At 75.1% G+C, this 25503-nt stretch carries 29 protein-coding genes and 1 tRNA gene; 10 read left to right on the forward strand and 20 right to left on the reverse strand.

All coding sequences use genetic code 11. The features are described from left to right. Positions 1-7: 7 nt before the first annotated feature. Positions 8-607, forward strand: coding sequence for a dihydrofolate reductase family protein (locus ACQP60_RS14955; RefSeq protein ID WP_429734158.1), 600 nt, complete (start codon positions 8-10; stop codon positions 605-607). Here the strand turns inward: ACQP60_RS14955 and ACQP60_RS14960 are convergent. Continuing rightward, positions 589-1299: a hypothetical protein gene (locus ACQP60_RS14960; RefSeq protein ID WP_429734160.1), complete on the reverse strand. Its 711-nt coding sequence runs from the start codon at positions 1297-1299 to the stop codon at positions 589-591. The two genes, ACQP60_RS14955 and ACQP60_RS14960, sit on opposite strands and share 19 nt — an antisense overlap. A gap of 137 nt (positions 1300-1436) precedes the next feature. Between ACQP60_RS14960 and ACQP60_RS14965 the strand changes: the two genes are divergently transcribed. Beyond that, complete coding sequence (locus tag ACQP60_RS14965) at positions 1437-2060, forward strand: hypothetical protein (RefSeq protein WP_429734162.1); 624 nt, start codon at positions 1437-1439, stop codon at positions 2058-2060. Between the two features lie 9 nt (positions 2061-2069). Here ACQP60_RS14965 and ACQP60_RS14970 read toward each other — a convergent pair whose 3' ends face one another. Beyond that, positions 2070-2393, reverse strand: coding sequence for a hypothetical protein (locus ACQP60_RS14970; protein ID WP_429734164.1), 324 nt, complete (start codon positions 2391-2393; stop codon positions 2070-2072). Between the two features lie 82 nt (positions 2394-2475). Then, positions 2476-3144 (reverse strand): Type 1 glutamine amidotransferase-like domain-containing protein, encoded by a 669-nt coding sequence (locus tag ACQP60_RS14975; protein ID WP_429734166.1) that lies wholly within the window; start codon positions 3142-3144, stop codon positions 2476-2478. Positions 3145-3270: 126 nt separating this feature from the next. On the opposite strand from ACQP60_RS14975, the gene ACQP60_RS14980 reads away from it, so the two are divergent. After that, positions 3271-3831: a GNAT family N-acetyltransferase gene (locus ACQP60_RS14980; protein WP_429734168.1), complete on the forward strand. Its 561-nt coding sequence runs from the start codon at positions 3271-3273 to the stop codon at positions 3829-3831. 60 nt (positions 3832-3891) lie between these two features. After that, positions 3892-4134: a hypothetical protein gene (locus ACQP60_RS14985; protein WP_429734170.1), complete on the forward strand. Its 243-nt coding sequence runs from the start codon at positions 3892-3894 to the stop codon at positions 4132-4134. A gap of 82 nt (positions 4135-4216) precedes the next feature. On the opposite strand, the gene ACQP60_RS14990 is transcribed toward ACQP60_RS14985, so the two are convergent. The 6 genes from ACQP60_RS14990 to ACQP60_RS15015 form a co-directional block, all read right to left on the reverse strand. Further along, positions 4217-4306: transfer RNA gene (locus tag ACQP60_RS14990), tRNA-Ser, on the reverse strand. 153 nt (positions 4307-4459) lie between these two features. Next, positions 4460-6268, reverse strand: coding sequence for a glycosyl hydrolase family 18 protein (locus ACQP60_RS14995; protein ID WP_429734173.1), 1809 nt, complete (start codon positions 6266-6268; stop codon positions 4460-4462). Positions 6269-6398: 130 nt separating this feature from the next. Then, entirely contained in the window at positions 6399-6845 is a 447-nt protein-coding gene (locus tag ACQP60_RS15000; RefSeq protein ID WP_429734175.1) for a DUF6098 family protein, read from the reverse strand. Positions 6846-6872: 27 nt separating this feature from the next. Continuing rightward, a complete protein-coding gene (locus ACQP60_RS15005) occupies positions 6873-7736 on the reverse strand; it encodes an SDR family oxidoreductase (RefSeq protein ID WP_429734177.1) in 864 nt (287 codons plus the stop codon). A gap of 41 nt (positions 7737-7777) precedes the next feature. Continuing rightward, entirely contained in the window at positions 7778-8488 is a 711-nt protein-coding gene (locus tag ACQP60_RS15010) for a PAS and ANTAR domain-containing protein (RefSeq protein ID WP_429734179.1), read from the reverse strand. A 135-nt stretch (positions 8489-8623) separates the two neighbouring features. Then, complete coding sequence (locus ACQP60_RS15015) at positions 8624-8818, reverse strand: hypothetical protein (RefSeq protein ID WP_429734181.1); 195 nt, start codon at positions 8816-8818, stop codon at positions 8624-8626. 146 nt (positions 8819-8964) lie between these two features. On the opposite strand from ACQP60_RS15015, the gene ACQP60_RS15020 reads away from it, so the two are divergent. Further along, a complete protein-coding gene (locus tag ACQP60_RS15020) occupies positions 8965-9534 on the forward strand; it encodes a DUF2231 domain-containing protein (RefSeq protein ID WP_429734183.1) in 570 nt (189 codons plus the stop codon). Between the two features lie 6 nt (positions 9535-9540). Here ACQP60_RS15020 and ACQP60_RS15025 read toward each other — a convergent pair whose 3' ends face one another. The 6 genes from ACQP60_RS15025 to ACQP60_RS15050 form a co-directional block, all read right to left on the reverse strand. Next, the gene (locus ACQP60_RS15025; RefSeq protein ID WP_429734185.1) at positions 9541-10203 is read right to left on the reverse strand and encodes a PAS and ANTAR domain-containing protein; all 663 of its coding nucleotides are present in this window, start codon (positions 10201-10203) and stop codon (positions 9541-9543) included. A gap of 113 nt (positions 10204-10316) precedes the next feature. Continuing rightward, the gene (locus ACQP60_RS15030; RefSeq protein ID WP_429734187.1) at positions 10317-11381 is read right to left on the reverse strand and encodes an aromatic acid exporter family protein; all 1065 of its coding nucleotides are present in this window, start codon (positions 11379-11381) and stop codon (positions 10317-10319) included. Continuing rightward, complete coding sequence (locus ACQP60_RS15035) at positions 11378-11812, reverse strand: hypothetical protein (RefSeq protein ID WP_429734189.1); 435 nt, start codon at positions 11810-11812, stop codon at positions 11378-11380. The genes ACQP60_RS15030 and ACQP60_RS15035 overlap by 4 nt, the downstream gene beginning before the upstream one ends. Then, entirely contained in the window at positions 11809-12198 is a 390-nt protein-coding gene (locus tag ACQP60_RS15040; RefSeq protein WP_429734191.1) for a hypothetical protein, read from the reverse strand. Before ACQP60_RS15040 ends, ACQP60_RS15035 begins: the two co-directional genes overlap by 4 nt. Continuing rightward, positions 12195-13424: an NRAMP family divalent metal transporter gene (locus ACQP60_RS15045; protein WP_429734193.1), complete on the reverse strand. Its 1230-nt coding sequence runs from the start codon at positions 13422-13424 to the stop codon at positions 12195-12197. Before ACQP60_RS15045 ends, ACQP60_RS15040 begins: the two co-directional genes overlap by 4 nt. Next, positions 13421-13945, reverse strand: a complete 525-nt coding sequence (locus ACQP60_RS15050; RefSeq protein WP_429734195.1) for a hypothetical protein — start codon at positions 13943-13945, stop codon at positions 13421-13423. Before ACQP60_RS15050 ends, ACQP60_RS15045 begins: the two co-directional genes overlap by 4 nt. A 186-nt stretch (positions 13946-14131) precedes the next feature. On the opposite strand from ACQP60_RS15050, the gene ACQP60_RS15055 reads away from it, so the two are divergent. From ACQP60_RS15055 to ACQP60_RS15070, 4 genes are read left to right on the forward strand one after another with little or no spacing between them, the layout of a single operon-like run. Further along, complete coding sequence (locus ACQP60_RS15055; protein ID WP_429734197.1) at positions 14132-14737, forward strand: DUF4956 domain-containing protein; 606 nt, start codon at positions 14132-14134, stop codon at positions 14735-14737. Continuing rightward, a complete protein-coding gene (locus tag ACQP60_RS15060) occupies positions 14734-15537 on the forward strand; it encodes a polyphosphate polymerase domain-containing protein (RefSeq protein WP_429734199.1) in 804 nt (267 codons plus the stop codon). Before ACQP60_RS15055 ends, ACQP60_RS15060 begins: the two co-directional genes overlap by 4 nt. Before the next feature lie 37 nt (positions 15538-15574). Further along, a complete protein-coding gene (locus ACQP60_RS15065) occupies positions 15575-17320 on the forward strand; it encodes a carbohydrate-binding domain-containing protein (RefSeq protein ID WP_429734201.1) in 1746 nt (581 codons plus the stop codon). A gap of 41 nt (positions 17321-17361) precedes the next feature. Further along, positions 17362-18270 (forward strand): NAD-dependent protein deacetylase, encoded by a 909-nt coding sequence (locus ACQP60_RS15070; protein ID WP_429734203.1) that lies wholly within the window; start codon positions 17362-17364, stop codon positions 18268-18270. Positions 18271-18283: 13 nt separating this feature from the next. On the opposite strand, the gene ACQP60_RS15075 is transcribed toward ACQP60_RS15070, so the two are convergent. The 4 genes from ACQP60_RS15075 to ACQP60_RS15090 are packed head-to-tail and all read right to left on the reverse strand — an operon-like array spanning position 18284 to position 21593. Next, positions 18284-18643, reverse strand: coding sequence for a hypothetical protein (locus ACQP60_RS15075; RefSeq protein WP_429734205.1), 360 nt, complete (start codon positions 18641-18643; stop codon positions 18284-18286). 54 nt (positions 18644-18697) lie between these two features. Next, positions 18698-19570: a DUF4097 family beta strand repeat-containing protein gene (locus tag ACQP60_RS15080; RefSeq protein WP_429734207.1), complete on the reverse strand. Its 873-nt coding sequence runs from the start codon at positions 19568-19570 to the stop codon at positions 18698-18700. After that, entirely contained in the window at positions 19567-20229 is a 663-nt protein-coding gene (locus tag ACQP60_RS15085) for a response regulator (RefSeq protein ID WP_429734209.1), read from the reverse strand. Before ACQP60_RS15085 ends, ACQP60_RS15080 begins: the two co-directional genes overlap by 4 nt. Further along, a complete protein-coding gene (locus tag ACQP60_RS15090; RefSeq protein WP_429734211.1) occupies positions 20217-21593 on the reverse strand; it encodes a sensor histidine kinase in 1377 nt (458 codons plus the stop codon). The genes ACQP60_RS15085 and ACQP60_RS15090 overlap by 13 nt, the downstream gene beginning before the upstream one ends. A 109-nt stretch (positions 21594-21702) precedes the next feature. On the opposite strand from ACQP60_RS15090, the gene ACQP60_RS15095 reads away from it, so the two are divergent. Next, positions 21703-23229: a phytoene desaturase family protein gene (locus tag ACQP60_RS15095; protein ID WP_429734213.1), complete on the forward strand. Its 1527-nt coding sequence runs from the start codon at positions 21703-21705 to the stop codon at positions 23227-23229. A gap of 7 nt (positions 23230-23236) precedes the next feature. On the opposite strand, the gene ACQP60_RS15100 is transcribed toward ACQP60_RS15095, so the two are convergent. Continuing rightward, positions 23237-25444, reverse strand: coding sequence for an ABC transporter ATP-binding protein (locus ACQP60_RS15100; protein ID WP_429734215.1), 2208 nt, complete (start codon positions 25442-25444; stop codon positions 23237-23239). Positions 25445-25503: the final 59 nt, after the last annotated feature.

The following is a 25503-nucleotide window of genomic DNA, read 5'->3' on the forward strand; positions in this document are numbered from 1 at the left end:
ACCACCCATGACCAGGGTGGTGGGCGACATCTCGATCTCTCTGGACGGGTTCGTCTCCGGTCCGAACGCGGGACCCGCGAACGGCCTGGGCGACGGCGGCGAGGCCCTGCACACCTGGGCGTTCAGCGACGACCCGGTGGACCGGGAGCAGCTGCGCTCCGCCACGGCGAGCAGCGGCGCCGTCGTGCTGGGGAGGAACCTGTTCGACGTCGTCGACGGGCCGCAGGGCTGGAACGACGAGGTGGGCTACGGGGCCCGGGAGGTCGGCCGGCCGCCGTTCTTCGTCGTCACGAGCGACCCGCCCGTGCGCACGCGGCTCGCGTTCTGGACGTTCGTCACCACGGGCCTTCGCGACGCCGTCGCCCAGGCGCGCGAGGCGGCGGAGGCCGGCGACGGGGACGGCGACGTCGTCCTCATGGGCGGCGGTACGACCGTCGGGTCCGCCCTCGACGCCGGGCTGCTCGACAGGCTCGTCCTGCACCTCTCCCCCGTCGTCCTCGGCGACGGCACACCGCTGTTCGTCGGCGGTCAGGGCCACACGCTGGTGCAGCGGACGGTGACACCGTCGACGACGGCGGTGCACGTCGTCTACGACGTCGTCCGCTGAGCGTCGCTCAGCACGAGGCCGTCGAGCGCGCGACGCAGGGCGTCCGTGTCCGGTCCGGGCGCGAACGCGGGGATGCGCAGGAAGTCCTCGAGGTCGGCGCGGCAGAAGTCGGCGAGCAGGTCCGCCCGGCCGTCGCGGATCGACTCGACGACCGTGGGGCCGTGCACGAAGACGGGGTCGGTGAGCCGGAGCCCGCCGTCCGCGGACTGCAGGATGTTGCCGGGCCGGATGTCCGCGCCGCCCCACAGCCGGCAGCGGCGGGCGCCGTCGGCGAGGAGGTCCTCGATCCGGCGGCGCAGGGCGACGACGTCGGGGTGGTCGGCGAGGTTCGGCCTGGCGCCGGCGGGCGGCGCCGGGTCGGACGCGCTCGTGATGCCGAGTGACGCGACGAGGTCCCGGGCGCGCCCCTCGTCCGCCGGGTACAGCCGCTCCATGACGACGACGTAGCCGCGGTGGCGGAGCGGGACGACATCGTCCACATGCACCAGGAACGGGTTCGGCGGCCCGGAGAGGCAGGCGTCCGCGAACATCCGGAACGCCGGGTCGAACGGCGTGACGCGCGCGGCGAGCGTGTCGTCGGGGGACGCGAGCACCCACGCCCAGTCGCCGGTGCCGATCTCGCGCCAGCCTCCGGACTCGAGGGCGGCGCGCGCCTCGTCGGCGGTGGTGTCGGGGGTGAGCGTCGGGAGCACGGACCCAGGATCCGCGCTGCGTGGCGTGGCGTCATGGTGTTTCTGGCGACGACGGGGCGTTCCGTGCCTCGAACTTCACCCGCCCTGACACGGCCGAGCGCGGGGTCGTCGAGCTGCCCCAGCCCTACGATCTCGCCGTGGACGGCGGAGTCGACAGGCCCAGCACGACGGCGCGCACCGGCGGTCCCTTCCCTCGCCACCGCCTGCCGATCGCCGTCGCGGCCCTCGCCATCCTGGCGTGCGGGGTCGGCGGGTGGGCGCACTACCGGGCCGTCGGTTCCTCTCTGGTCTGGGGCGACGAGCTCCGCACGGCCGCCGGCATCGGCTGCATGCCGTGGGACGGGCCGCTGCAGGTGGTCGACGCGCCGGTGCTGTCGAACACGACCGGTGCCACCGTGCACGTGAGCAGGATCGAGCCCGCCGCGACGCCTGGCCTGGCGGTGCACGAGGTGCGGATCGTGCCGCGGTCGCCGGACATCGTCTTCGGCACCGAGTTCGACCCGCAGGATCCGGGCTGGGAGGCCACGTCCGTCGTCGGGCCGGCGGGGATCACGCTGGAACCCGGTGAGTGGGTGCAGCTCGCGTACGTGCTGGACGTCGACACGAGCGGCGGCTCGTTCCCGTACAGCACCGTCTCCTACGAGGTCGGCCCGTACTCCTACCGCGCGACCTATCCCGGCGCGAACATGGTGCTGCCCACCACCAGGGCGAAGTGCTCGGACGCGGCGATGGAACGTCTCGGCGCGTCCCCCATCCCCTGACAGGCCCGGTCAGCGGGGCGCGAGCACCTCGAGCAGCAGGACGCCGACGGTCGCGGCTCCCGCGAGCGACACGACCAGCAGCGGCGAGCGCCGTCCGCGCACCAGCCCGCGGACCTCCGCGACGACCACCCACACGAACAGCACCGCCGACAGCACGCAGAACAGCGCGGGCAGGAGCTCCGGCGACTCGACGATCGTCTGGACGTGCCGCCACCACGTGGTCACGAAGAGCCCGGCGAGGCCCGCCTGGATGAGCGCGACGCCGACCACCGCGGCCGCGCGGAGCGGGTCCGGTCCCTGCTCGTCCGGGTATCCGTCGTGGTGCGTCGCCATGCGGTGGTGCTCTCCTCGCGGGGGTGATCGGGGTGGGCCGACCGTGCCCGGCCGCCGCAGGCCAAGGTACAGCGCCCGCCGGTCACGCCAGCTTCCGCCACGTCCCCTCGGACACGACCTCGACGGCGCCGTCGTCGACGACGAACGCCGTCTCGTCGTCGACCATGTAGGCGGGCCCGCCGAGCTTCGCCGCCCAGCGCTCGGCCGCGTCCTCAGTGTTGTCGGGGAGGTCGGGGTGGCCCAGGTGCGGGAACATCGAGAAGCCGACGACGCCGAGCGCGGCAGCGTCCTCGCCGTCGGGCGGCAGCCACCCGACGAACTCCTCGCCGATGGCCGGCGTCATGACCATGCTGCCGCCGCTCATCCCGACCCACACGGTGTCGTCCAGCGTGGGCAGCAGGTCGGCCAGGCCGGAGCGGCGCATCCAGTACGCGAGGTAGCCGGCGTCGCCGCCCGCGGCCAGCAGGACGTCGGTCTCCCGCACCAGCGGCACCCAGCGCTCCTCAGGGAGGCTCGGCAGCGCGGTCAGCTCCAGCACGCCGACCGACTTCCAGCCGAGGCCGGTCATGTGGTCCGTGGTGCCGGTGATGAAGTTCCACGCGTTCCGGCCGGGGCCCACCCACGGGTGCCCGTACAGCGCGGTGGGGATGGCGAGGGCGGTGCAGTCCGCGACCGGTCGCGGGAGCAGGTCCTCCAGCGCGGCCCGGATCGTCGCGTTCCGGACGCCTGCGGACGTCAGCAGCAGCTTCATCGTGTGCCCCTCGGGTCGACGGTCGTTCTGCAGACGGCGCGACCGCGGCGGACTCATCGGCGCGACGACGCACGGTAGGCAGGTATTTGCCGTGACGGTCGCGGGGCGAACACCCACGATGGGCGCATGCCGCTGCCCACCCCGACGCTGACCACCGACCGTCTGCGGCTGCGGCCGGTCACCGACAGCGACGCCGACGCCCTGTACGCGATGCACAGCAGCGCCCACGTGCTGCGCTACTGGGACTCCCCGCCCTGGACCGACCGGGCACGCGCAGACCGCTTCGTCGCCATGTCCCGGACCATCGAGGAGGAGGGCACCGGCGCCCGGGTGGCCATCGACCGCAGCTCGGACGGCGCCTTCGTCGGCTGGTGCGGCCTGTTCGAGTGGAACCCCGACTTCCGCAGCGCGACGCTGGGCTACTGCCTCGGCGAGCAGATGTGGGGCCACGGCTACGCGACCGAGGCAGCGCGAGCCCTGTTGGGGTGGGGCTTCGAGACGCTGCCCCTCAACCGCGTCCAGTCCGAGACCGACACCCGCAACGCGGCGTCCGCCCGCATCCTGGAAAAGCTGGGGTTCGTGCACGAGGGGACGCTGCGCGAGGACTGCGTCGTCAACGGTGACGTCTCCGACTCGTGGGTGTTCGGGCTGCTCCGCCGGGACTGGGACGCGCTCGACCAGGCGTAGTCCCGGGTGAAGTCTCGTCCGGCGCCCGTCCGACGTCCGACCCTCCCCTACTGTCGCCGGATGAGGACTCGCGCATCGACCGTGATGCTCGTCGGTGGCACGGCGCTGGCCGTGGTCGGAGCGGTGGTGTCCGTCATCTACTTCCTGCAGCCGTGGCGGACCTGCCCGGACGAGGACTCGTCGGCCGGCTGCGCGATGCTTCCCCTCGATGCGTCGATCATGAGCGCAGCGATGGTCGTAACCCTGTTCGCGATGGCGGTCGCCATCACCGGCGCTGCGGGTAAGAAACGCTTCATGCACTGAGTGCGAATCCACTCCCGAGGCGAGGTGCGGGAACGACGAAGGACCCCACAGCCGCAGAATTTCGCGGGTGGGGCCCTTCGGGTGGCGGTAGCGGTGGGATTTGAACCCACGGTGGACTTTCACCCACACACGCTTTCGAGGCGTGCTCCTTAGGCCGCTCGGACACGCTACCTCGCCGGACGAACCGGCCCACCGAGGATACCCAATGGATCGGCAGACCCGAAATCCGGCGTCCGAAGCCGTCCGGTAGTGCCTCCCGTCCTCCGGTCGTGCACGGCGCGCACTACCGGACGACGGGAGGCACTACCTCGCGGGGATCGTCATGTCAGACGCAGGGCACCCCGGCGTCCCAGGCTCCCTTGACGTCGCTGCCGGGCAGCTCGCCGCGGGTCCACCACTGGGCGGTGTGGTTCACGCCGGCGCGGGAGACGACGTCGCCGGTGGAGTACGTCGCGCCCGCGTCGAACACCGGGCCGCAGTCCTCGGCGGCGACGGGGTGGTCGCCGTGCTGGCCGACGACCTTCCACGGGTCCTTCTTGGCCGCCACCGACGTGGGGGCGACGCCGCGCGTCCACCACTTCGCGGCGTACTCGACGCCGTCGTGCGAGACGACGTCGCCGGTCTCGTAGACGCCCGTCGGGTACCAGGGGGCGGCACCGTCGCCGTCGACGAGGGGGCCGGGCGTCGCGGCCTGGAAGGTCCGCACGAGCGCGGAGCTGAGGTCGCGGTCGGCGTCGCCGGCGATGTCCCACAGGTAGGCGCCGCCGAAGCCGTTCTCGGCGAGCCACTCGGCCTTGGCCGTCACGGAGCGGGGGGTGTCGAGCGTCCACCACTCGTCGCCGTTGTAGTAGTAGCTCTGCCCGGCCTGCTCGTCGTAGTGCTCGGTGAAGCCGCCGTCGGCGAACCGGTCCTGGAGCTGGGCGTAGTACGTGAACGGCAGCCAGCCGCCGCTGGCGGGCGCGCCGGGCGTCGGGTCGTCGACGCCCTTCCACCCGTACCCGTACGCGGCCAAGCCCAGCACGAGCTGGTCGCCGCGGTACCCGGCGTTCTTGTAGGCGTTCATGAGGCCGTCGGCGGCGAGGCCCCAGTTCGCCGACTGGCTCGGGTCGGCGTACGACGGGTACTCGTGCAGGTTGCCCTGGTGACCGGTGCTGCCCGCCTGCCACGGCCCCACGTAGTCGTAGCCCTGGATGTTGAGGAAGTCGACGACGGCGGCGAGCCGCGGGTCGACCCAGCCGCCCTCGGTGCGCCCCGCCCACGACGCCGGGGCGAAGCCGGTGATGAGGTAGTCCTCGCCGGTGGTCGCGGCGCGCGCGTCGAGCTCGGCGCGAAGCAGCTCCGCGAAGGCCAGGAAGTTCTCCTTGTCCGCCTCCGGGTGGTCGCTCGGGTGCTCCCCGCCCACGACCGGCCACTCCCAGTCGATGTCGAACCCGTCGAAGATCCCTGCCGCGACGCCGTCGCCGCCCTTGGCGCCGTGCTCCGGGTCGTCGACGACGGGCAGGTTCCCGTCGAGGTACAGGTCGATGCACGAGTCGACCAGCCGCTGCCGGTTCTCCGGGCTGCTCACCGCCTCGGAGAAGTTGTCCGACCAGGTCCAGCCGCCCAGCGAGATCAGCACCTTCAGCCCGGGGTTGGCCGCCTTGAGCTTCTTGAGCTGGTTGAAGTTGCCGGCGAGCGCCTGGTCCGCGCTGTCCGCGACGCCGTCCACGGCCTGGCCGGCGCCCTTGAGCTGCACGTAGTCGTTCAGCGGGTCGCCCTCCATGTGACCCACCGGCTCGCCGGTCTCGGGGTCGATCTCGCCCTCGTCGGGGTCGACGCGGTCCGTGATGTCGCACACGAGGTCGGTCGTGACGTTGCCGAAGGCGTAGTTGAGGTGGGTGAGGTCCTCGACCGCCCCGGAGCGCTGCAGGTCGGCGACCTCGAACCCGACGTCCTGCGGGCCCCAGCCCGGGAAGTACGCGGGGGTCTTGAACCCGTTGACGCCGTCGGCGTCGTGCACGGACGCGGCGCCGGGCAGGGGCGGGGTCGACGGCGCGGGGGCGGCGGAGGCCCCGCCGGCGGTCAGCCCGACGACGGCGACGGCCGCGGCGAGCGTGAGGGCGCCGTGGCGGCGCGGGGACGGTCGGTGTCTCATCGGGAGCCTCGTTGCTTCCTCCGGGCGCACCCGGATCAGGATTTGTTCGGGCTCCTGCACAATAGCGTGGACGGCACGGAACGGCCAGGCCCTGGACAGCCCGATCCCAGGTCAGACGGGGTGAGACCGGTCAGGTGCCGTCGTTGCCCGGGTCGAAGACGCGCTCGTAGAGCGCGGCCGCCTCGTCCACGACGGCGCGGTCGATGGACGCCACGGGGGTGGTCGAGTCCAGCAGCGGCTCGCTGTCGGGGCCACGACCGACGACGTCCCCGGTGAGCACCCACGGGAACCGCTCCGGCGTCATCAGGTGCGCGTACTGGCACAGCTGCCGGGCCACCCAGTGCTCCACGGGGCGGTCCCACCACGGCTCCGGGTCCAGCGGGTTCACGCTGAGACCCGGCAGCAGGCACCCGCTCTCGTGGTCGCGACTCTCGGTGCCGGCGTCCGCCACGGGCCCGGCGCTGAAGCGCACGTACAGCGGCGTCGTGACGGCGAGCAGCTCGACGACGTCCCCCAGCGACCGCAGCCGGGGGACGTCGTCGAGCGTGACCGGGCCGTCCGGCACGTGCAGCGCCACGCCGTCACCTCACGATCACAGCGACGGTCAGAACACCGGCTTGCCGCCCGTGACGCCGACGACGGTCGCGGACACGTAGCTGGCGTCGCGCGGCGAGGCGAGGAACACGAACGCCGGCGCGACCTCCGCCGGCTGCCCCGCCCGCCCGAGCGGCGTGTCCTGGCCGAACTTCTGCACCTTCTCCTCCGGCTGGGTGGCCGGCTGCAGCGGCGTCCAGATCGGCCCCGGCGCGACGGCGTTCACGCGGATGCCGCGCTCCCCGAGCTCGGCCGCCAGGTTCACCGTGAGGTTGTTGATGGCCGCCTTCGTCGACGCGTAGTCGAGCAGCGACGACGACGGCTCGTACGCCTGGATGGACGAGTTGTTGATGATGCTCGCGCCCTCACCCAGGTGCTTCAGCGCCGCCTGCGTGACCCACAGCAGGGCGTACAGGTTGGTCTTGAGCACGCGGTCGATCTCGTCGGTGGTGATGTCCTCGACGGAGTCACGACGCGCCATCTGGAAGCCGGCGTTGTTCACGAGGACGTCGAGCCCGCCGAGCTCCGCCACGGCCCTGTCGGGCAGGCCGCGCGCCGTCGTCTCGTCGGTGAGGTCGCCGGGCAGCAGCGCGGCCTTCCGGCCCGCCTCCCGGACCCAGCGCGCCGTCTCCTGCGCGTCCTCCTCTTCCTCCGGCAGGTACCCGATCGCGACGTCCGCGCCCTCACGCGCGAACGCGATCGCCACGGCCCGCCCGATGCCGGAGTCCCCGCCGGTGATCAGGGCGCGCAGCCCGTCGAGCCGGCCGGAGCCGCGGTAGCTCTCCTCGCCGTGGTCGGGGGTCGGGGTCATCGCGCCGGTCAGTCCCGGCGGTTCCTGCTGCTGGGCGGGGAACGACTGCTGGTCGTCGGCCATGCTGTCCTCCTCGTGTCGTGGGTCGTCCGTACGGTGCGTCGTCACGCAGCACGACGGCGCGCGAGCTGCGCCTCGTGCACGTGCGGGCGCTTGGCGGGCTGCACGGCGGCCAGGGCCTCCCGGACGGCCTGCTTGGCGAGCCGGCCGAAGCCGTCGCCGGCGGCCAGCTGCGCCATCAGCTGCGTCGCGGTCTCGCGCAGCGTGGCGCCGGTCGCGCCCGCCGCCTCGGTGAGCATGTTCTCCGCCGTGTCCTCGTCCACGCCGTGCACCGCCATCAGCACGCCCTTGGCGCGCTCGATCGAGGCCGCGGAGACGAAGGCGCTGTCGAGGGCGCGGCGGACGTCCCGCTGCACGGCCTCGCGCTGCACCGGCGTGACGTCCACGACGTACCCCGCCACCTCGGGCGGGCCGTCGCCGCGGGAGCGCCGGGCCTGCGCCGTGACCAGCAGGGTGCGCGTGCGGCCGTGCGCGTCCACCACGCGCCGGGCCGTCACGACCGGCCCGCCGGAGCCGAGCGCGCGGGCGGCGTCGTGCACCACGCGGTCGCGGTCGTCGGGGTGCAGCTTGGCCTCGAGGGTCTCCGGGCCGGGCTCGAGCGCCCCGGGCTGGTGGCCGAGCATCGTGTCGACCTCGTCGGACCACCACCACCGCCCCGTCCCCGCCTCGGCCCGGTAGGAGCCCGTGAGCAGGTGGGTCCCGACCGCGAGCGCGGAGACGAGATGGTCGGTGTCGGCGGGAGTTGTCGTCGTCATCGTGACCTCCGATGGGGGAGGGTCGGTGCCGCTTCCTGACGCCGGACCTTCACGCTAGCGCCCGCGGCCGGGGACGGCCACCGCTCCCCCGTTCCGATCCGTCACGACCCGTCCCGCCGACACCCGCATCCGCCGTCACCCGGCGTCGAAGCGGTCCTCGCCCTCCTCGTCGGGGTCGTCCTTCGGCGTCTCGCCGGGTACGGCCTCGACGTCGGCGGCGCTGCCGTCACCGGCGTCGTGCACGGCCCGCTCGCGCTCGGCCTGGTGGCGCGGGTCGTCCCGGTCCGCGCGGTCCTCGGTCGTGGGGTCGTCGGTGGGGTGCTCGGTCATGCGGTCCTCCTCGGTCTCGGCACGTCGTCCCAGCCTGGGGCGGGTCCGCGTAGCCCGCACCCGGGCCCGCGACGGCGAGCACCGGGAACCCGCCCTACGGTCGAGGGAGGCGTCGAGACGTGGCGTCGACGCCAGGAGGAGGCACCATGGCTGCAGACCAGCCCGCAGTTCCGCCCACCGACCCGCCGCTGCCGCGCCTCACCGCCGAGCTGGAGCGCGCGGAGCGCCTCGACCCGCTGGCGAGCATCTACGACCGGATCTCCCGCACGGTGGTGCCCTCGCCCGGGCGCGTGCGCGACGAGCTCCGCGGCCGATCCGTCGGCCACCCGGTGCACAGCGTGCTCACCGATCTGCCCATCGGGCTGTGGACGAGCGCGGTGGCGCTCGATGTCACGCGCCCGCCCGGGCACGCCGACGCCGCCCGGCGGCTGGTCGGCCTCGGGCTCCTCGCCGCGCCGCCGACGGCGCTGACGGGCCTGGCGGACTTCCGCGCCCTGAGCGTGCGGGCCCGGCGCGTGGCCGTCGTGCACGCCACGTGCAACGGCGTCGGCACGCTGCTGGCGCTCGCGTCGTGGGGTGCCCGGCGGCGCGGCCGCACCGGCCTCGGCACCCTGCTCAGCCTGGCCGGCATGGGCGCGGTCGGCGCGGGCGGGTACCTCGGCGGCCACCTCGCGCAGGCGATGCGCGAGCCCCGGCACGTGCCCGGGAGCCGCTGAGCCCCCCTACCCTGGGCGGCGCTCGGAGCGGTTCTGGAGCAGGTCGGCCATCGTCTCGGCGACCTGGCGCATGTCGCCGTTGCCGCTCGCCGCGAGCTCCACGATGCGCGCCGAGATGTCGCGCAGCGGCAGGTTCGAGTGGTTCGAGGCCTCCCGAAGCCACTCGAAGGCGCCCTCGACGTCGGTGCGGAGCGCGCACATGACGACGCCCTTGGCCTGCTCGATCGTCGCGCGGTGCGCGGCGGACGCGCGGATGCTCGCCGTCGCCCGCACGTCGGCGATGCGCGCGACCGCGGGGGTGACGTCGGTGAAGTAACCGACCAGCTCGCAGACGCTCCCCGTGGCGTCCCGGCGCCCCTCCCCGACGACCGCGAGGGTCCGTTCGTCGCCGTGGGCGTCCATGATGCGGTGCACGCTGCTGAAGGGCTCGCCGGTGGTGCACGCGCGCTGGAGCACCTGGCTCACCCGGTCGCGGTCGTCGGGGTGCTTGTGCGCCAGGATCAGCGCGGTGGTGGGGACGACGTCGCCCGGCTCGAAGCCGTGGATGCGGTACGTCTCGTCCGACCACCACCAACGCCCCGTGACGAGGTCGTGGCGGTACCGGCCCACCGGATGGCTCGTGCCGAGGGCCAACGTGCCCTCGATGTCCCACGATGTCGTGTCGGTCATGTGGATCCTCCTGACCTGGCGGATCACGCCGCTGGAGTTAGAGCCGCCTCATGACTCCCCTCGACCGTAGCCGCTTCGGCGCGAAAAGACACCACCGGTGCCGCAGGCGACGTTCAACCGTCCAGCGCGTCGGCGCCCCGCCGCAGCACGACGACCAGCGCCCCGGCCACGAGAAGGTCGTCGCCGGAGCGGGTGCGCGCGTCGCGGACGACGGCGTGGAACCGGTCGAGGGACCGGGCGAGCCCCACGCCGGGATCGACGTCGGCGTCATCGTCCTCCCCGCGCAGGGCGTCGGCGTAGGACCGCAGGGCGTCCGCGAGCTCCGGGCGCAGCCGCGGGCCCAGCGCGACGTCGTCGCGGCCCGCTCCTTCCCAGCCGACGAGCAGCCGCACCACCTCGTCGACCACCTCGGCCGCGGTGCCGAGCGCCTCCGCCTGCCGGGCCTGCGCCCGGACCCGCTCGCCGTGCCGCCGGGCCCGCGGGTTGCCGCGGGACGCCTCCCCCGAGCGGTCCACCGCCGCCCTTGCGCCCTCGATCGTCGGGAAGAGCGCGTGCCGTCGCCGCTCCCACTCCTCCGCGTCCAGCGGGCCCTCGTGGTCGAGCCAGCCCGCCAGGTCCTCGAGCTGGTCCACGAGGGCGTCGCGCAGCGCCCCGAGCGCCAGGGCCGACGGCGTGAGCAGGAGCGGCGGCAGGAGGAGGTTCACGCCCGTCCCGATCGCGGCCCCCACGACGACGAGGCCCGCGAAGGCTCCCACGTACGCGACGTCGTCGCCCTGGCCGAGGACGAGGACGAAGACGGCCGCGTTCGCCACCCACGCCCCCTGGGCGCCGAACCCCCGCCAGCCCGCGCAGAGCAGCGCCAGCCCCACCACCAGCGCGACCGACAGCACGCCGGGCGCGAGCACGGCGTCGACGACGAGCGCGATGGCGGCGCCGAGCAGCAGCGCCCCCACGGTCTGCGCCGACTCGCGCACCGACCGGGCCAGCGTGCTCGTCGTGGCGATCACGGCGCCCAGCGGGGCGTAGTACGGGTAGTCCGACAGCGGCGGCGGCGCGAGCACCCCGACGAGCCAGGCGAGCGCCGCCGCCAGCGCGCCCCGCAGCGCCAGCGACCACCGCGGGTGCCGCACCCAGGCGTCGTGCACGGCCGCGACGGCCCGGCGCCGTCCTCGGGTCATCCGAGGGCCGCGGGCAGCTCGGCGTAGCCCGGCGCGAGGCGCACGCGCGGGGTCCCGTCGTCGGCGGCCGGGTCGGCCTCGAGGGCCGCGACGTCCTCCCAGCGCACGAGGAATGTGCCGCGGTGCCGGCGGCGCACGAGCTGCGGGACCGGCCACGGCGACCGGACGTCGGTGCGCTCGTACCCGTGGAACGACCCGGCGCCGCGCGGCCCGACCAGCAGCCCGACCAGGCGCGCCCCGCCGACGGCGTCGCGACGCGCCTGCGCGCTCAGCGGGGCGTCGTGCTCGGCCTCCTCGCGGTCCTCGCCCGCGCCCGGCCCGCCCTCGGGCTCGTCCACGACCTCGAGCGCCAGGCGGACGTCGACGACGACGCCCAGGGCCTTGCCGTCCGGCCCCAGCACGCGCGCGTCGAGGAGGTCGCCGACGTTCATGCGCCGGCCTCCGGGTCGTGGCGGCCGCCCGGGATGCGGGCGATCAGCCGGTCGCGCACCCAGCGCTCCACCCAGACGGCGTCGAGCCGGTCGGACGGCACGGTGAGCTCGATCGCCGTGCCGACGTGCCCGACGTCGTCCCAGGCGATGCGGGGCAGGCGGCTGTCGGGCACGCGCCCGCCGAAGAGGCGCGTCGCCAGCACCGGGCCGACGAGGATGGCGTCGACGTGCACGTCCCGGCCCGCCTCGACCTCGGCCCCGTCCGGGCCCGCGAGGGCCAGGTCGTCGACCACGCCCGCCGGCTCGCCGTCGACGTCGAGCACCTGCCGGCTCAGCAGGTGCAGGCGGGCGTCGACGAGGCGCACCTCTCCCCTCGGGTCGCTCATGACCCCGCTCCCGTCGCGATCATCAGGGGGATCGCCGCGACCGCCGCGACGACCACGATCACCAGGTACACCGTGCCCAGCGCGTTGACCGCCCGCCCGTTGACGTGCTCGCCCATGTACTCCGGGTCGTTGGCGACCACGAGGATCGGCACGTACGTCAGCGGCAGCGCGACGGCGGAGAACACCACCGACATCTCCGTCACCGCCACCGGGTCCACGCTGGTCATGAGGATCCCGACGGCGAGCAGCAGCGCCACGATCATCGTGAGGTGGAAGCGCGCCGCCCGGGCGGGCCGGCGGAACTTGCCCCACGACCAACCGAGGTACTGCGCCAGCGTGTACCCGCTGGACAGCGCCGTCTCCAGGGCCGCGCCGAACGTCGCGGCGACGATCCCGAGGATGACGACGGCGAGCAGCAGCACCCCGCCCGCCTGCGCGACCGGCAGCACGATCTGCGACAGCGACGACACCTCGATGCCCGCCGGCAGCAGCACGACGGCGGCGCACGCCGCGATCGCGAGCGAGAGCAGGCCTCCCAGGGGGAAGCCGAGCAGCACGTTGAGCCGGTTGGTGCCGAGGTCCTTCGTGGTCCACCGCTCCTCGACGGCACCGGACGAGAAGAAGAACACCTCGTACGGCGTCATCGCCGCGCCGAACAGCGCGACGGCGTAGTACCAGTACGACGCCGGGTGCTCCGTGCCGGGCGGCGACGGCGGCACGGCCTGCCGCAGCAGCTCGCCCCAGTCCGGGCCGAGCTGGAACAGCGCGATCGCGAACCCGACGAGCAGCAGCCCCATGAGGCCGGCGACGTTCTCCAGCACCTGGAACTTCACGCGCCACAGGACGAGCCACACCGCGAGCGCCGCCACCGGGATCCACAGCCGCGGCTCCACGCTGCTCGCCAGGTGCAGCGCGAGCGCGATGCCCCCGACCTCCGCGGTGAGCGTGAGCAGGTTGATGGCGAACGACGCGAGGAGGTTCGCGCCCGCGGCCCGCGGCCCGAGGCGCTCGCGGACGATCTCGAAGGTGGCGCGGCCGCTCACCGCCGCGACCCGCCCGGACATGCTCGCGAACAGCACGATGCCGACCACGCCGAGCACCACCACCCAGGCGAGCGACATGCCAAACCGGGACCCGACGACGGCGTTGGTCACCAGGTCCCCGATGTCGACGAACCCGCCGATGGCGGTGAGGATGCCGAGCGCGGCGGCGAGCAGCTTCTTCACGGCCCGCCCGCCTCGGCCAGGGCGGCGTCCGCCGCGTCGAGGGCCGACGCGAGGTCGGCCAGCAGCTCGTCGGCCGAGGCGGGGACGCCCGTGTCCTCGGCGGCACCCCGGGCGAGGTCTCCCCCGGACCGGACGGCCACCCAGGAGCGCGCCGCGACGACGGCGTCCGAGACGTCGCCCACGGCGTCCAGGCCGGTGGTCCGGCGGGCCGCCGTCGCCGCGTCGGGCGGCACGAGGGTCGTGAGCGCCGACTCCGCGTCGTCGAGCACGCGCAGCTGGTCCAGCAGCACCGTGTCGGCGACGGGTCCGGTGACCCGGCCCTCGTCGAGCAGGCCGACCGCGATCCGCGCGGTCTCGCCCGCGGACCCGGCCTCGGCGAGCGCGTCCGCCACGGCCGCCGTCGCCTGCCCGGGCTCCTGCCGGCTCGCGACGCACCCCGTGCTCGCCAGCAGCGTCACGAGGACGACGACGAGAGCACGGCCTCCGCCCGCGAGCCGTCGTCGTCCTGTCTGCTGCGTCACGCCCCGATGATCAGCACGTCCGGCGGGTGCCCGCACGTCGGGCCTGCTCAGCGGCGTTCTCAGCGACCGCCCACCGCTCCGAGCCGATTCCCAGGGAGCCCCCAGCGCCCACCTGAACGGGGGGTGTCCACTGGGTGTCCTTCCCACCCACGGACCGCGACCGGTCCCCCACCTCCCGGAGCCCGCATGCCTCCCGCAGCCCTGTACGCCGTCGACCTCGTCGCCGTCGCGATCCTGACGTTCGGCCTCTACTTCCCCCGGCACCGCCGCCGCGACCTCGTGGTCGCGTACCTCGGCGTCAACGTCGGCGTGCTGGCGGTGTCGGCCGTGCTCGCGTCCAGCTCGATCGCCGCCGGGCTCGGGCTGGGCCTGTTCGGGGTGCTGTCGATCATCCGGCTGCGGTCCGACGAGCTGTCCCAGCGCGAGGTCGCGTACTACTTCGCCGCGCTCGCCCTGGGCCTCCTCGGCGGGCTGGGCACGTCGGGCGGCTGGCTCGGCGTCGCCGGGTCGGCGCTGATCCTCGTGGTCATGGCCGTCGCGGACCACCCGCGGCTCCTCGCGCGGCACGGCGCCCAGACGATCGTCCTCGACCGCGCCGTCGTCGACCGCGCCGAGCTCACCGCCCACCTCGAGGCGCTGCTCGGCGCCCGCGTGCGGTCCGTGTCCGTGCAGGAGATCGACCTCGCGGACGACACGACGCGCGTCGAGGTCCGCTACGACCTGCCGCGCGACGGCGACCGGCCCGCCCGCGCCGTCGCCGCCCCCGACGGCGCGCTGGCGGTGACCCGTTGAGCGCCGCGGCCCCCGCCGAGGTCACCGTCGCCCGGGGCCTCGCGGCCGCCGCGCCGGTCGCCCTCGCCGAGCTCGACGCCACCGCCGCGCTCCAGACCCGCGTCGACCGCAAGTACGTGCTCGCCCCCGACGAGGTCGCGGCCCTGCTCGCCACCCTGTCCGCCCACGGCCCGCGCGTGCTGGAGATCGACGGCGACCGGTCGTTCACGTACGCCTCGACCTACTACGACACGGCCGACCTGCTGACCTTCCGGCTCGCCGCGCGCCGCCGTCGCCGTCGGTTCAAGGTCCGCACCCGCACCTACGTCGACACCGGCAACACCACGTTCCTCGAGGTCAAGACGCGCGTCGCCCGCGGCGTCACCGTCAAGGAGCGCCGCCCCTGGGAGCCCGCGACCCCGCTGGCCGGCGAGGGGCTCGACTTCGTCGACGACCGGCTCGCCGCCGCCCGCCTCGACGCTCCCCCGTCGGCGCACCTCGCCCCCGTGCTGCGGTCCGCGTACCGCCGCACCACCGTGCTGCTGCCCGACGCCCGCATGACCCTCGACACCGGCCTGCGGTGGCGGCTCACCGGGCCCGACGGCGACACCGCGGGCCGCGGCACCGCCGACGTCGGCGACCTCGTCGTCGTCGAGACCAAGGCCGGCACCGCGCCGTCGTCCGCCGACCGTGCCCTGTGGCGCGCCGGCCACCGCCCCGACCGCATCTCCAAGTACGCGACCGGGCTCGCCACCCTGCGGCCCGACCTGCCCGACCACCCCTGGCGCCGCCTGCGGCGCGAGCGGCTGGGCGTCGCCTGACCTCACCACCGGACTCCCCCAGAGAAGGAACCGAACCATGCGCATCCCCCGCCCGAAGAAGACCCTCTGGACACGCACCGTGGCGCTCGCCGCCGCCGGGACCCTGACCGTCGGCGCGCTCGCCGCGTGCAGCGACGGCTCCGCGACCGCGGCGTCCGACGACTCCTCCGCCGCCGAGATCTCCGCGACCGACAACTCCGGCCGCTCGGCGCAGGACGTCCTCGCGGACAACCTCTCGTCCGACGAGACCGCGGCGCTGGCCGACCAGACCTGGGACGTGGCCGACGAGGTCGCCGTCACCCTCGACGGCGACTCCGCGTCGGTGCCGGGATCGGCGTCCGGCGTCACCGTCGACGGTTCGACGGTCACCATCACCGAGCCGGGCACGTACCGGATCTCCGGCACGCTCGACGACGGCCAGGTCGTGGTCGACTCGTCCGCCGACGGCGTCGTGCGCCTCGTGCTCGACGGCGCGGACGTCACCAGCTCCACCGGCGCGGCGATCGACGTGCAGGACGCCGACCAGGTGTCGGTCGTCCTCGCCGACGGCTCCACGAACCGGCTCGAGGACGCCGCGAAGTACGCGGACACGACGTCCGACAACGCCGCGAACGCGGCCCTGTACTCCACGGCCGACCTGGCGATCTCCGGCGGCGGCGCGCTCGACGTGGTCGGGAACGCGAACGACGGCATCACCGGCAAGGACGGGCTGGTGATCGCGAGCGGGACCATCTCGGTCGACGCCGCCGACGACGCGATCCGCGGCAAGGACTACCTCGTCGTCTCGGGCGGCACGATTGACGCCACCGCCGGGGGCGACGGGCTGAAGTCCGACGCCGACGACGACGCCACGGCCGGGTACGTCGCGCTCACCGGCGGCGACGTCACCGTCGAGGCGGGCTCCGACGGCGTGCAGGGCTTCACCGACGTGGCGATCACCGGCGGCACCCTCACCGTCACCGGCTCCGAGGAGGGCATCGAGGCCGCGACCATCGCCGTCTCCGGCGGCGACACCGACATCACCTCCACCGACGACGGGCTCAACGCGACCGTCAAGGGGGCCGAGGACGACACGGCCACCGACGAGAGCACCGAGGACACCACGACCGGCGACCAGCAGACGCAGCCCGAGCCCCCGGCGGACGGCGAGATGCCCACGGGCGAGCCGCCGGCCGACGGGCAGGCGCCGGCCGACGGCCAGATGCCGCAGGGCGGCGGTGGCATGGACGCCGTCGAGGAGGGCGCGTCGCTGACGATCACGGACGGCACGCTGCACGTGGACGCCGAGGGCGACGGCCTGGACTCCAACGGCGTCACGGTCGTCAGCGGCGGCGACGTCGTCGTCGAGGGCCCGACGAACGGCGGCAACGGCGCGCTCGACTCCGCGGGCGGCAGCACGGTCTCCGGCGGCACGGTGCTGGCGGTCGGGTCGTCGGGGATGGCCGAGGCGTTCGACGAGGGCTCGACGCAGGGCTGGGTGGCGCTGACCGCCGACGCCACGCTGGAGGCCGGCACCGAGGTCGCGGTCGTGGACGCCGACGGCACGCAGGTCGCGACGATCACGCTCTCGAAGACCGCGCAGTCCGTCGTGTACTCCGGGCCGGAGATCGTCGACGGCGACACGTACACGCTCACCGCCGACGGCGACGAGGTCGGCACCGCCACGGCGGGCGACGCGCCCGAGGGCGGCATGGGCGGCGGCCACGGCGGCGCCGCTCCCGACGGCTCCACCGACCAGGGCGGCCAGACCGACCCGTCGTCGTCGGGCGCCGCCGCGAGCTGACGCCGAGGTGGGCCCGGCCGCGCCGTCGTACGCTCGAAGGCGTGCAACCCGTGCCCCGACCGCTCGCCCCGACCTACCAGGACCGGCGGTGGGAGCTCCCGCCCGACGCCGTCGTGCACCACGGCACGGTGGACGACGCCGTGCGCGCCCTGGCGGGAGGCACGGTGACCGCGCTGACGGGCGCGGGCGTGTCGACCGACTCGGGCATCCCGGACTACCGCAGCCCGGACTCGCCCCAGCGCGCGCCGATGACGTACCAGCAGTTCGTCGCCGACGAGGCGTTCCGACGGCACTACTGGGCCCGCAACCACGTGGGCTGGCAGGTGGTGCGCCGCACGGAGCCCAACGCGGGGCACCGGGCGCTCGCGCGGCTGGAGGAGCGCGGGGTGGTGCGCGGCGTCATCACGCAGAACGTGGACCTGCTGCACGAGGACGCCGGGTCGCGGCACGTCATCGACCTGCACGGCCGCTACGACCGGGTCATCTGCCTGACGTGCGGGCGGGTCATCAGCCGCGCACACCTCGCGGAGCGGCTCGACGCGCTCAACCCGGGCTTCGTCGAGTCGGTGCTGGAGGACGGCGCCACGGTCGCGGACATCGAGACCGCCCCGGACGCCGACGCCGTCATCGAGCAGACGAGCCACTTCGTGCCCGCGGCGTGCGAGTTCTGCGGCGGGGTGCTCAAGCCGGAGATCGTGTACTTCGGCGAGAACGTGCCGCGCGAGCGCGTGCAGCGCGCCTACGCCCTCGTGGACGACGCCGACGCGCTGCTCGTGGCGGGCACGTCGCTCACCGTGATGAGCGGGCTGCGGTTCGTGCGGTACGCGGCGAAGGCCGACAAGCCGGTCGTCATCGTCAACCGCGGCGAGACGCGCGGCGACCCGCTCGCCACCGTCAAGGTGGACGGCGGCGTCACCGAGACGCTCGTCGCGCTCGCCGACCGGCTCTGACGACGGCGGGCGGCTACGGGGCCGCGACCAGCCGCGCGCCGCGGACCCCCTCGGCGTCGATCAGGCTGCCGTCGCCGCCCGCGACGACGGGCAGCGCGCCGCGCCCCAGCCCGTCGAGGTAGACGGCGGCCTCGGTGCCGGCCTCGGCGACGTCGGCCTTGCGCCGCCGCACGTCGATCCGCGTGACGGTCACCGCGTGCTCACCCGTCGGCAGGTGCAGCACCGCCGCCTGGCCGGTGCGCACGCGCCCCGACGTCACGGTGCCGGTGAACGCGTGGCCCCGCGTCGGGACGACGAACACGGTGTCGACCAGCAGCTCGAACGGCTCGGCGGGGCCGGGCGAGGCCGCCGTCCGGCGCGAGAAGATCCCCATGGCCGACGACGATAACCGCCGCGCAGCGACGCCGGGCCCGCACCGGTCCCGACGTCAGGGCGCCAGGTACGCGACGTCGCCGTTGGACGACCGGATCTCCACGGTGCGGTCGGCGCCCGGGTCGGTGGGACCCTCGGTGGTCTGCTCGCCGTTCGAGGTCTCGATCGTGAGCCGCACGGGCTCGCCGTCGCCCACGACGGTGACGTCGCCGTTGCTGGACTCGGCCCGGACGTCGCCGGTCACGCCGGAGACGTCGACCCGGCCGTTGCTCGTGTCCGCGTCGAGGCTGCCCTCGACGCCCGTCACCTCGATCGACCCGTTCGACGTCGTCGCGACGACGTCGCCCACGGCGCGGTCCACGACGACGTCGCCGTTGCTGGAGCCGACGTCGAGCCCGCCGCCCGCACCCGTGACCTCGACATCGCCGTTGCTCGACCGCAGCTCGGCGCCCCCGGTGACGCCGGACGCGACGACGTCGCCGTTGGAGGTGCGCACCACGAGCGCGGTACCGGCGGGAAGGGTGACGGCCAGGTCGCCGGCGCACCGGCCGGGCACCCACCGCCAGGACTCGCACTCGTGCCGCACGACGAGCCTGTCGACGCCCTCGTCGGCGCCGTAGGTGGGGCTCGTGAGGCCCGCTCGCGCGATCGCGTCGACCTCGACGTCCCCGCCGTCGGCGGCGCGGACGGTCACGTCGCCGTCGGCGACCAGCTCGACGGTGCCGACCGCGGCGTAGGTCTCGTGCTGCGTCGTCGTGCTCGCGACCGCGCGGTCCACGAGGAACAGCGCGCCCCAGGCCACGGCGAGCAGCCCGACGACGATGCCGGTGACGAGCAGCGCGCGGCCGACGGGGCCGCGGTGCGGCTCGTGCGGCGCCGTCGCGGTGGGCACCGGGGCGGGTCCGGCGGTCGGTCCGGTGGACGTCATGGTCGTGCTCCGTTCTCGTCGAGCCACCGCAGCACGGCGAGCACGCGGCGGTTGTCGTCGGCGTCGGGCGGCAGCCCGAGCTTGGTGAGGATGCTGGTGACGTGCTTCTCGACGGCCGGCATGCCGACGACGAGGCGGTCCGCGATCGCGGTGTTGGAGCGGCCCTCGGCCATGAGCGCGAGCACCTCGCGCTCGCGGCGGGTGAGCTGGTCGAGGTCGGAGCGGCGGCTGCGGGCGATGACCTGCGTCACCACCTCGGGGTCGATGACGGTGCGGCCGCCGGCCACCCGGTCGACGGCGTCGAGGAACGCGTCGACGTCGGCCACCCGGTCCTTGAGCACGTACCCGAGGGCGTGGGCGCCGCGGGCCAGGAGCTCGGCGGCGTACCGCTGCTCGACGTACTGCGACAGCACGAGGATCGGCAGGTCCGGGTGCAGGCTGCGCAGGTGCAGCGCGGCCCGCAGCCCCTCGTCGGTGTGCGACGGCGGCATCCGGACGTCGGTGACGAGCAGGTCGGGCAGCGCGGCGCCGGGCCGCGACAGGGCGGCGACGAGCTCGTCGGCGGTGCGGTGGCCGGTCACCGTGTGGCCCTCGGCGGCCAGCAGCCGGGTGAGGCCGTCCAGGAGGAGCACGGAGTCCTCGGCGATCACGATGCGCACGGCACCTCCACGGTCAGTCGGGTGCCCGCGCCGGGCGGGCTGTCGAGCTCGAAGACGCCGTCGAGCGCGGCGACCCGCCCGCGCAGGCCCGCGAGGCCGCTCCCGGGCGACGGCTCGGCGCCGCCCCGGCCGTCGTCCTCGACGACGACGCGCAGGCGGGCGTCGTCGTCCCCACCGTCGTCCGCGCCGTCGTCCACGACGTCGGCGCGCACGCGGACGGAGCCGGCGCCCGCGTGCTTGGCCACGTTGGTCAGCGCCTCGGCGACGACGAAGTACGCCGCGGCCTGCGCGGCCGACCCGGCCCGCGCGACGTCGGGCGACGCCTCGACCCGCACGGGGACGGGGCTGCGCGCCGCCAGCGCGGACAGCGCGGCGTCGAGGCCGCGGTCGGACAGGACGGCGGGGTGGATGCCGCGCACGAGGTCGCGCAGCTCGGCGAGCGTGGCCTTCACCTCGTCGTGCGCGTGCTCGAGGGCCGCGGCGGACGCGGAGGGGTCGCGCTCGGCGAGCCGGCGGGCCACACCGAGCTCCACCCCGAGGGCGACGAGCCGCTGCTGGGCGCCGTCGTGCAGGTCCCGCTCGATCCGGCGGCGCTCGGCGTCCGCGGCCGCGACGGCCTGGGTCCGCGTCTCGGCGAGGACGGCGGCGCGCTCGGCCGCGGCCGTCGCCGCGTGCTCGGCGTCGCGCGCCCGAGCGCGGGCGAGGTCCGCCGCCGACGGGCCGAGGCAGGCGCGCGCCAGCGCCAGGACGAGCAGCGTGCCCGCCTGGGCGAGGGCCGCCGCGAGCCAGAGCAGCACCACCGCCCCGACGGCGCCCCCGACCAGCGCGACCGGCCACGCGAGCCCGGCCTGGCCGTCGACGGTGCCGACCCCGCCCCGCACCATGACCACGACCAGCGCCACGGCGCCGGCGACGAGGGCCACCACCGCGGCGAGGAAGGCGGCGGACACGAGCATCCCGACGAGCGCGTAGCCCGCGGCCGCCCACGCCCGCCCGTCGCGCAGCGTGGCCCGGAGGCCGGCCCACGACCGCGGCAGCCCGGTCGCGGCGAGCGGTGGGCCCGGCACGACGACGCCGGTCTGGGCGGCGAGCCGCTCCCGCTCGAGGGCGGCGAACCAGCGGCCGACGGGCAGCGTCACGCCGAGCGCGAGCAGCCCGAGCCCCAGGACGGGCACGAGGACCGACGACACCAGGACCAGCACCCACACGACGACGCCCGCGCTCGCCAGCCACACCGTCCCCACGGCGAGCTGCGCGACGGCGCGGCCCGTGGCCGGGTCGACGGGCGCGTGCAGCAGCCCGGCCCGCGAGCCCAGGGCCGGGGCGGCGTCCACGCCGCGGCTGGCGGCGTCCGTGCTGGTCATGACGTCGAGACTAGGCTGCGCGGTATCGGCCGGACAGTCCGCGCACCCACGTCGTCACGGTAGGGAGATCCCACGCCGGAGGTCGCCGACGGCGGCCGGAGGAGGCAGCATGCTGGATGCCGTCGTGGTCGGGTCGGGCCCCAACGGGCTCGCCGCCGCCGTGACCCTCGCCCGGGCGGGCCTGTCGGTGACGGTCGTGGAGGCCACCCAGACCGTGGGCGGCGGTGCCCGCACCCTCGCGCCCGGTGACGACGGCGACCTGTTCGCGGGCCTGCCCGCCGGCCTCGTGCACGACCTGTGCTCGGCCGTGCACCCGATGGCCTGGGCGTCGCCGTTCTTCCGTGCCTTCGACCTGCGGGCGCACGGCGTCGAGCTCCTCACGCCCGAGGTGTCCTACGCGCAGCCGCTGCCGGGCGGGCGGGCCGCCGTCGCGTACCGCGACCTGGGGCGCACGGCCGAGGGGCTCGGGCCCGACGGCGCCGCGTGGCGCTCCCTGATGGGGCCGCTGGTCGAGGAGTGGGAGGCCATGGTCGCCGTCGGCATGGGCGACCGACGCTCCGTGCCGCCCGGGATCCTCGACGCGCCCGACCCGCTGCGCGCCGGGGCGGGCGCCGTCCGGTTCGCCCTGGCCCTGCTGGAGCAGGGCACCCGCGCGTGGGACGCCCGGTTCTCCGGCGACGGCGGCGCGCTGCTCACCGGCGTCGCCGCGCACACCATCACCCCGCTGCCCTCGCTCTCCGCCGCCGGCACCGCGCTGCTGCTCGGGGCCCTGGCGCACGCGACCCCCGGCCGGGACGGGTCGTTCGACGGCGGCTGGCCGGTGCCGCGCGGCGGGTCCGGGGCGATCGTGGCGGCGCTCGTGGCGGACCTGGAGGCGCACGGGGGCACGGTCGTGACGGGGCATCGGGTGCGTACGCCGGCGGACCTCCCCGCCGCGCGCGCCGTGCTGTTCGACACGACGCCGCGCACCGTGCTCGACGTGCTCGGGCCCGCCGTCGCGCCCGGCCTGCGGCGCGCGCTGACGGCGTTCCGGCACGGGAACGCGGCCGCCAAGGTCGACTACGCGCTGTCCGGCCCGGTGCCGTGGGCGGACCCGGAGGTCGGCCGGGCGGGCACGGTGCACGTGGGCGGCACGCGGGCCGAGATGGCCGCAGCCGAGAACGCGGTCGCCGCCGGCCGGCACGCCGAGCGTCCCGTGTGCCTCGTCAGCGACCCCACCGTCACGGACCCCTCCCGCCGCGTCATGGCAGGGGACGGGGAGCTGCGGCCCCTGTGGGCGTACGCGCACGTGCCCGCCGGCTCCGACCTCGACGTCACCGAGCCCGTCACCGCCCAGATCGAGCGCTTCGCACCCGGGTTCCGCGATGTCGTCGTCGCCGCGCGCGCGATCCCCGCCGCCGCGATGGCGGAGCACAACCCGAACTACGTCGGCGGGGACATCTCCGCCGGCGCCGCCACGATGTGGCAGCTCCTGGCGCGCCCCACGCCCCGCGCGAACCCCTACCGCATGGCCGGCGGCGTCTACCTCTGCTCCGCGTCGACGCCCCCCGGCCCCGGCGTGCACGGCATGGGCGGCTGGCACGCCGCGCGCCGCGCGCTGCGCGACATCTTCGGCATCCGCGTCGCAGCGCTGTAGCCAGGACTCAGACCGGCAGGTCCGAGCGCGGGTGCACACCGCGGCGGGGCAGCGTGGTCCCGTCGGCGAACCGCACGCAGTCCTCCAGCCGCGCCTCGACGGTGCCGCCGCCGAACTGCTCCTCGTACAGCCTCGCGTACAGGCCCCCGCGCTCCAGCAGCTCGGCGTGCGTGCCGTGCTCGACGAGGCGGCCGTCGGCGATCCCGAAGATCACGTCGGCGTTCATGATCGTGCTGAGCCGGTGCGCGACGGCGAACGTGGTGCGGTCGGCCATCGCCCGCTCCAGCGCCCCCTGCACGAGGCGCTCGGTGGCGGTGTCGAGGGCCGACGTCGCCTCGTCGAGGATGAGGATCTTCGGGTCCTTGATGAGCACGCGCGCGATGGACAGCCGCTGCTTCTCCCCGCCCGACAGCCGGAAGCCCCGCTCCCCCGTCACCGTCTCGTACCCGTCGGCGAAGCTCATGATCCGGTCGTGGATGTTGGCCGCGCGGCACGCCTCCACGATCTCCGCGTCGGTGACGTCCGCGCGGGCGTAGTGCAGGTTCTCCGTGATGGTGCCGTGGAACAGGTACGGCTCCTGCGTCACCATCCCGACGACGTCGGCGAGGCTCCCGAGCGTCACGTCGCGCACGTCCGTGCCGTCGACCAGCACCGCGCCGCGCGTCACCTCGTGCAGCCGCGGCACCAGGTAGGTGAGCGTCGTCTTGCCCGAGCCCGACGGGCCCACCAGCGCGGCGAGCTGCCCCGGCCGCACCCGCAGCGACACGCCCCGCAGCGCCCAGCCCTCGTCGTCGCCGGTCGCGCCCGGCGGGGTGCCCGGGGCGCTCGACGACGGTTCCGGGTCGCCCTCGACGGGCACGGCGGCCGCCAGCCCGGGCGCCGACGCCGCGGACATCACGTACGTGGCGGCGGGGTCGGTGAGCGTCGCGACGACGGGCACCTCGAGCGCGCGGTACCCGCGCCCGGACCGCCGGGCTGCCGGACGACCGGCGGCACGGTCGCCGCGGCCCGGCCGCGCCGGCGGGGCGGAGACCTCCCGCGCCTCGGGGTAGCGGAACCACACGTCGCGGAGCTCGACCTCGCCGCGCGTCGTCGCCTTGTCGAGCACGCGCGCGTCCGGCCGGTCGGTGATGGCGGGCTCGAGGTCGAGGTACTCGAACAGCCGCAAGAACAGCGCGAACGACGTCTGCACGTCGAGGGTGACGCGCATGAGGCCCACCAGCGGCTGCTGGAGCCGCGACTGCAGCGTCGTGAACGCGACGATCGTGCCGGCGGTGAGCACCTCCCCGCCGATGAGGGTGCCGCCGTTGATGAGCAGCCCCGCCACGAGGTAGACGATCGCCGGCGTGAGGCCGAAGAACGTGGAGACGATCGAGAAGAACGTCTGCCCGGTCATCGCGTTCTTCACCTGCAGCCGCGTCTGGCGGCGGTTCTCGCGCCGGTAGCGTGCCACCTCGACGTCGGACCGGTTGAACACCTTGGCGAGCAGCACGCCCGAGACGCCGAGCGACTCCTCGGTGATGGCCGTCATCTCGCTCAGCGACTCCTGCGTGCGGCGCTGCAGCCGCTTGCGGCGGCGGCCCACCCGCACCTGGATCACCACGAAGACGGGCATGAGCACCAGCGTGATGATCGTGAGCTGCCAGCTGAGCAGCAGCATCGACACCAGCGCGGCGGCCACCGTGACGACGTTCTGCAGGATCGTCGTCGCCGTCGAGGTGAGCACGTTGCGTACGCCGGAGACGTCGTTCGCGAGCCGCGACTGGATGTCGCCCGTGCGCGTGGAGGTGAAGAACGCGAGCTCCATCTTCTCCAGGTGCTCGAACAGCGCCACGCGCAGGTCCGCCATCGCGCCGTTGCCGACCCGGGTCGTGAGGTAGGTCTGCCCGACGCCGATGAGCGCGCTGACCAGCGGGATCGCGACGAGCCCGGCCACCAGCCAGCCGAGCAGCCGCAGGTCGGGCTCGCCGATCTGGCCCGTCGCGTCCGTGGGGAACAGCGCGTCGTCGAACACCGCGCGGGTGAGGAAGGGCGCGACGCTCGTCAGCGCGGCGGCCGCCACGACCGCCACCGCGACCAGCACCAGCTGGGCCTTGTACGGCGCGAGCAGCGCGGCGATGCGGCGCAGCACGGACTGGTCGGGCGTCCCGGCGACCGGGCCGGTGCGGGCCGGCGACGTCGGGGCGGCGGACGCGGGGCTTCCGGGGTCAGCCATCTGCCCATGCTCACGCGCGGCCCGCCGGAGCGCGCGGGCTGTCGGCGGCCCGGGAGGCG

Origin of the sequence: Isoptericola variabilis, from assembly GCF_050311655.1 — a bacterium.
In the GTDB taxonomy this organism is placed as follows: domain Bacteria; phylum Actinomycetota; class Actinomycetes; order Actinomycetales; family Cellulomonadaceae; genus Isoptericola; species Isoptericola variabilis.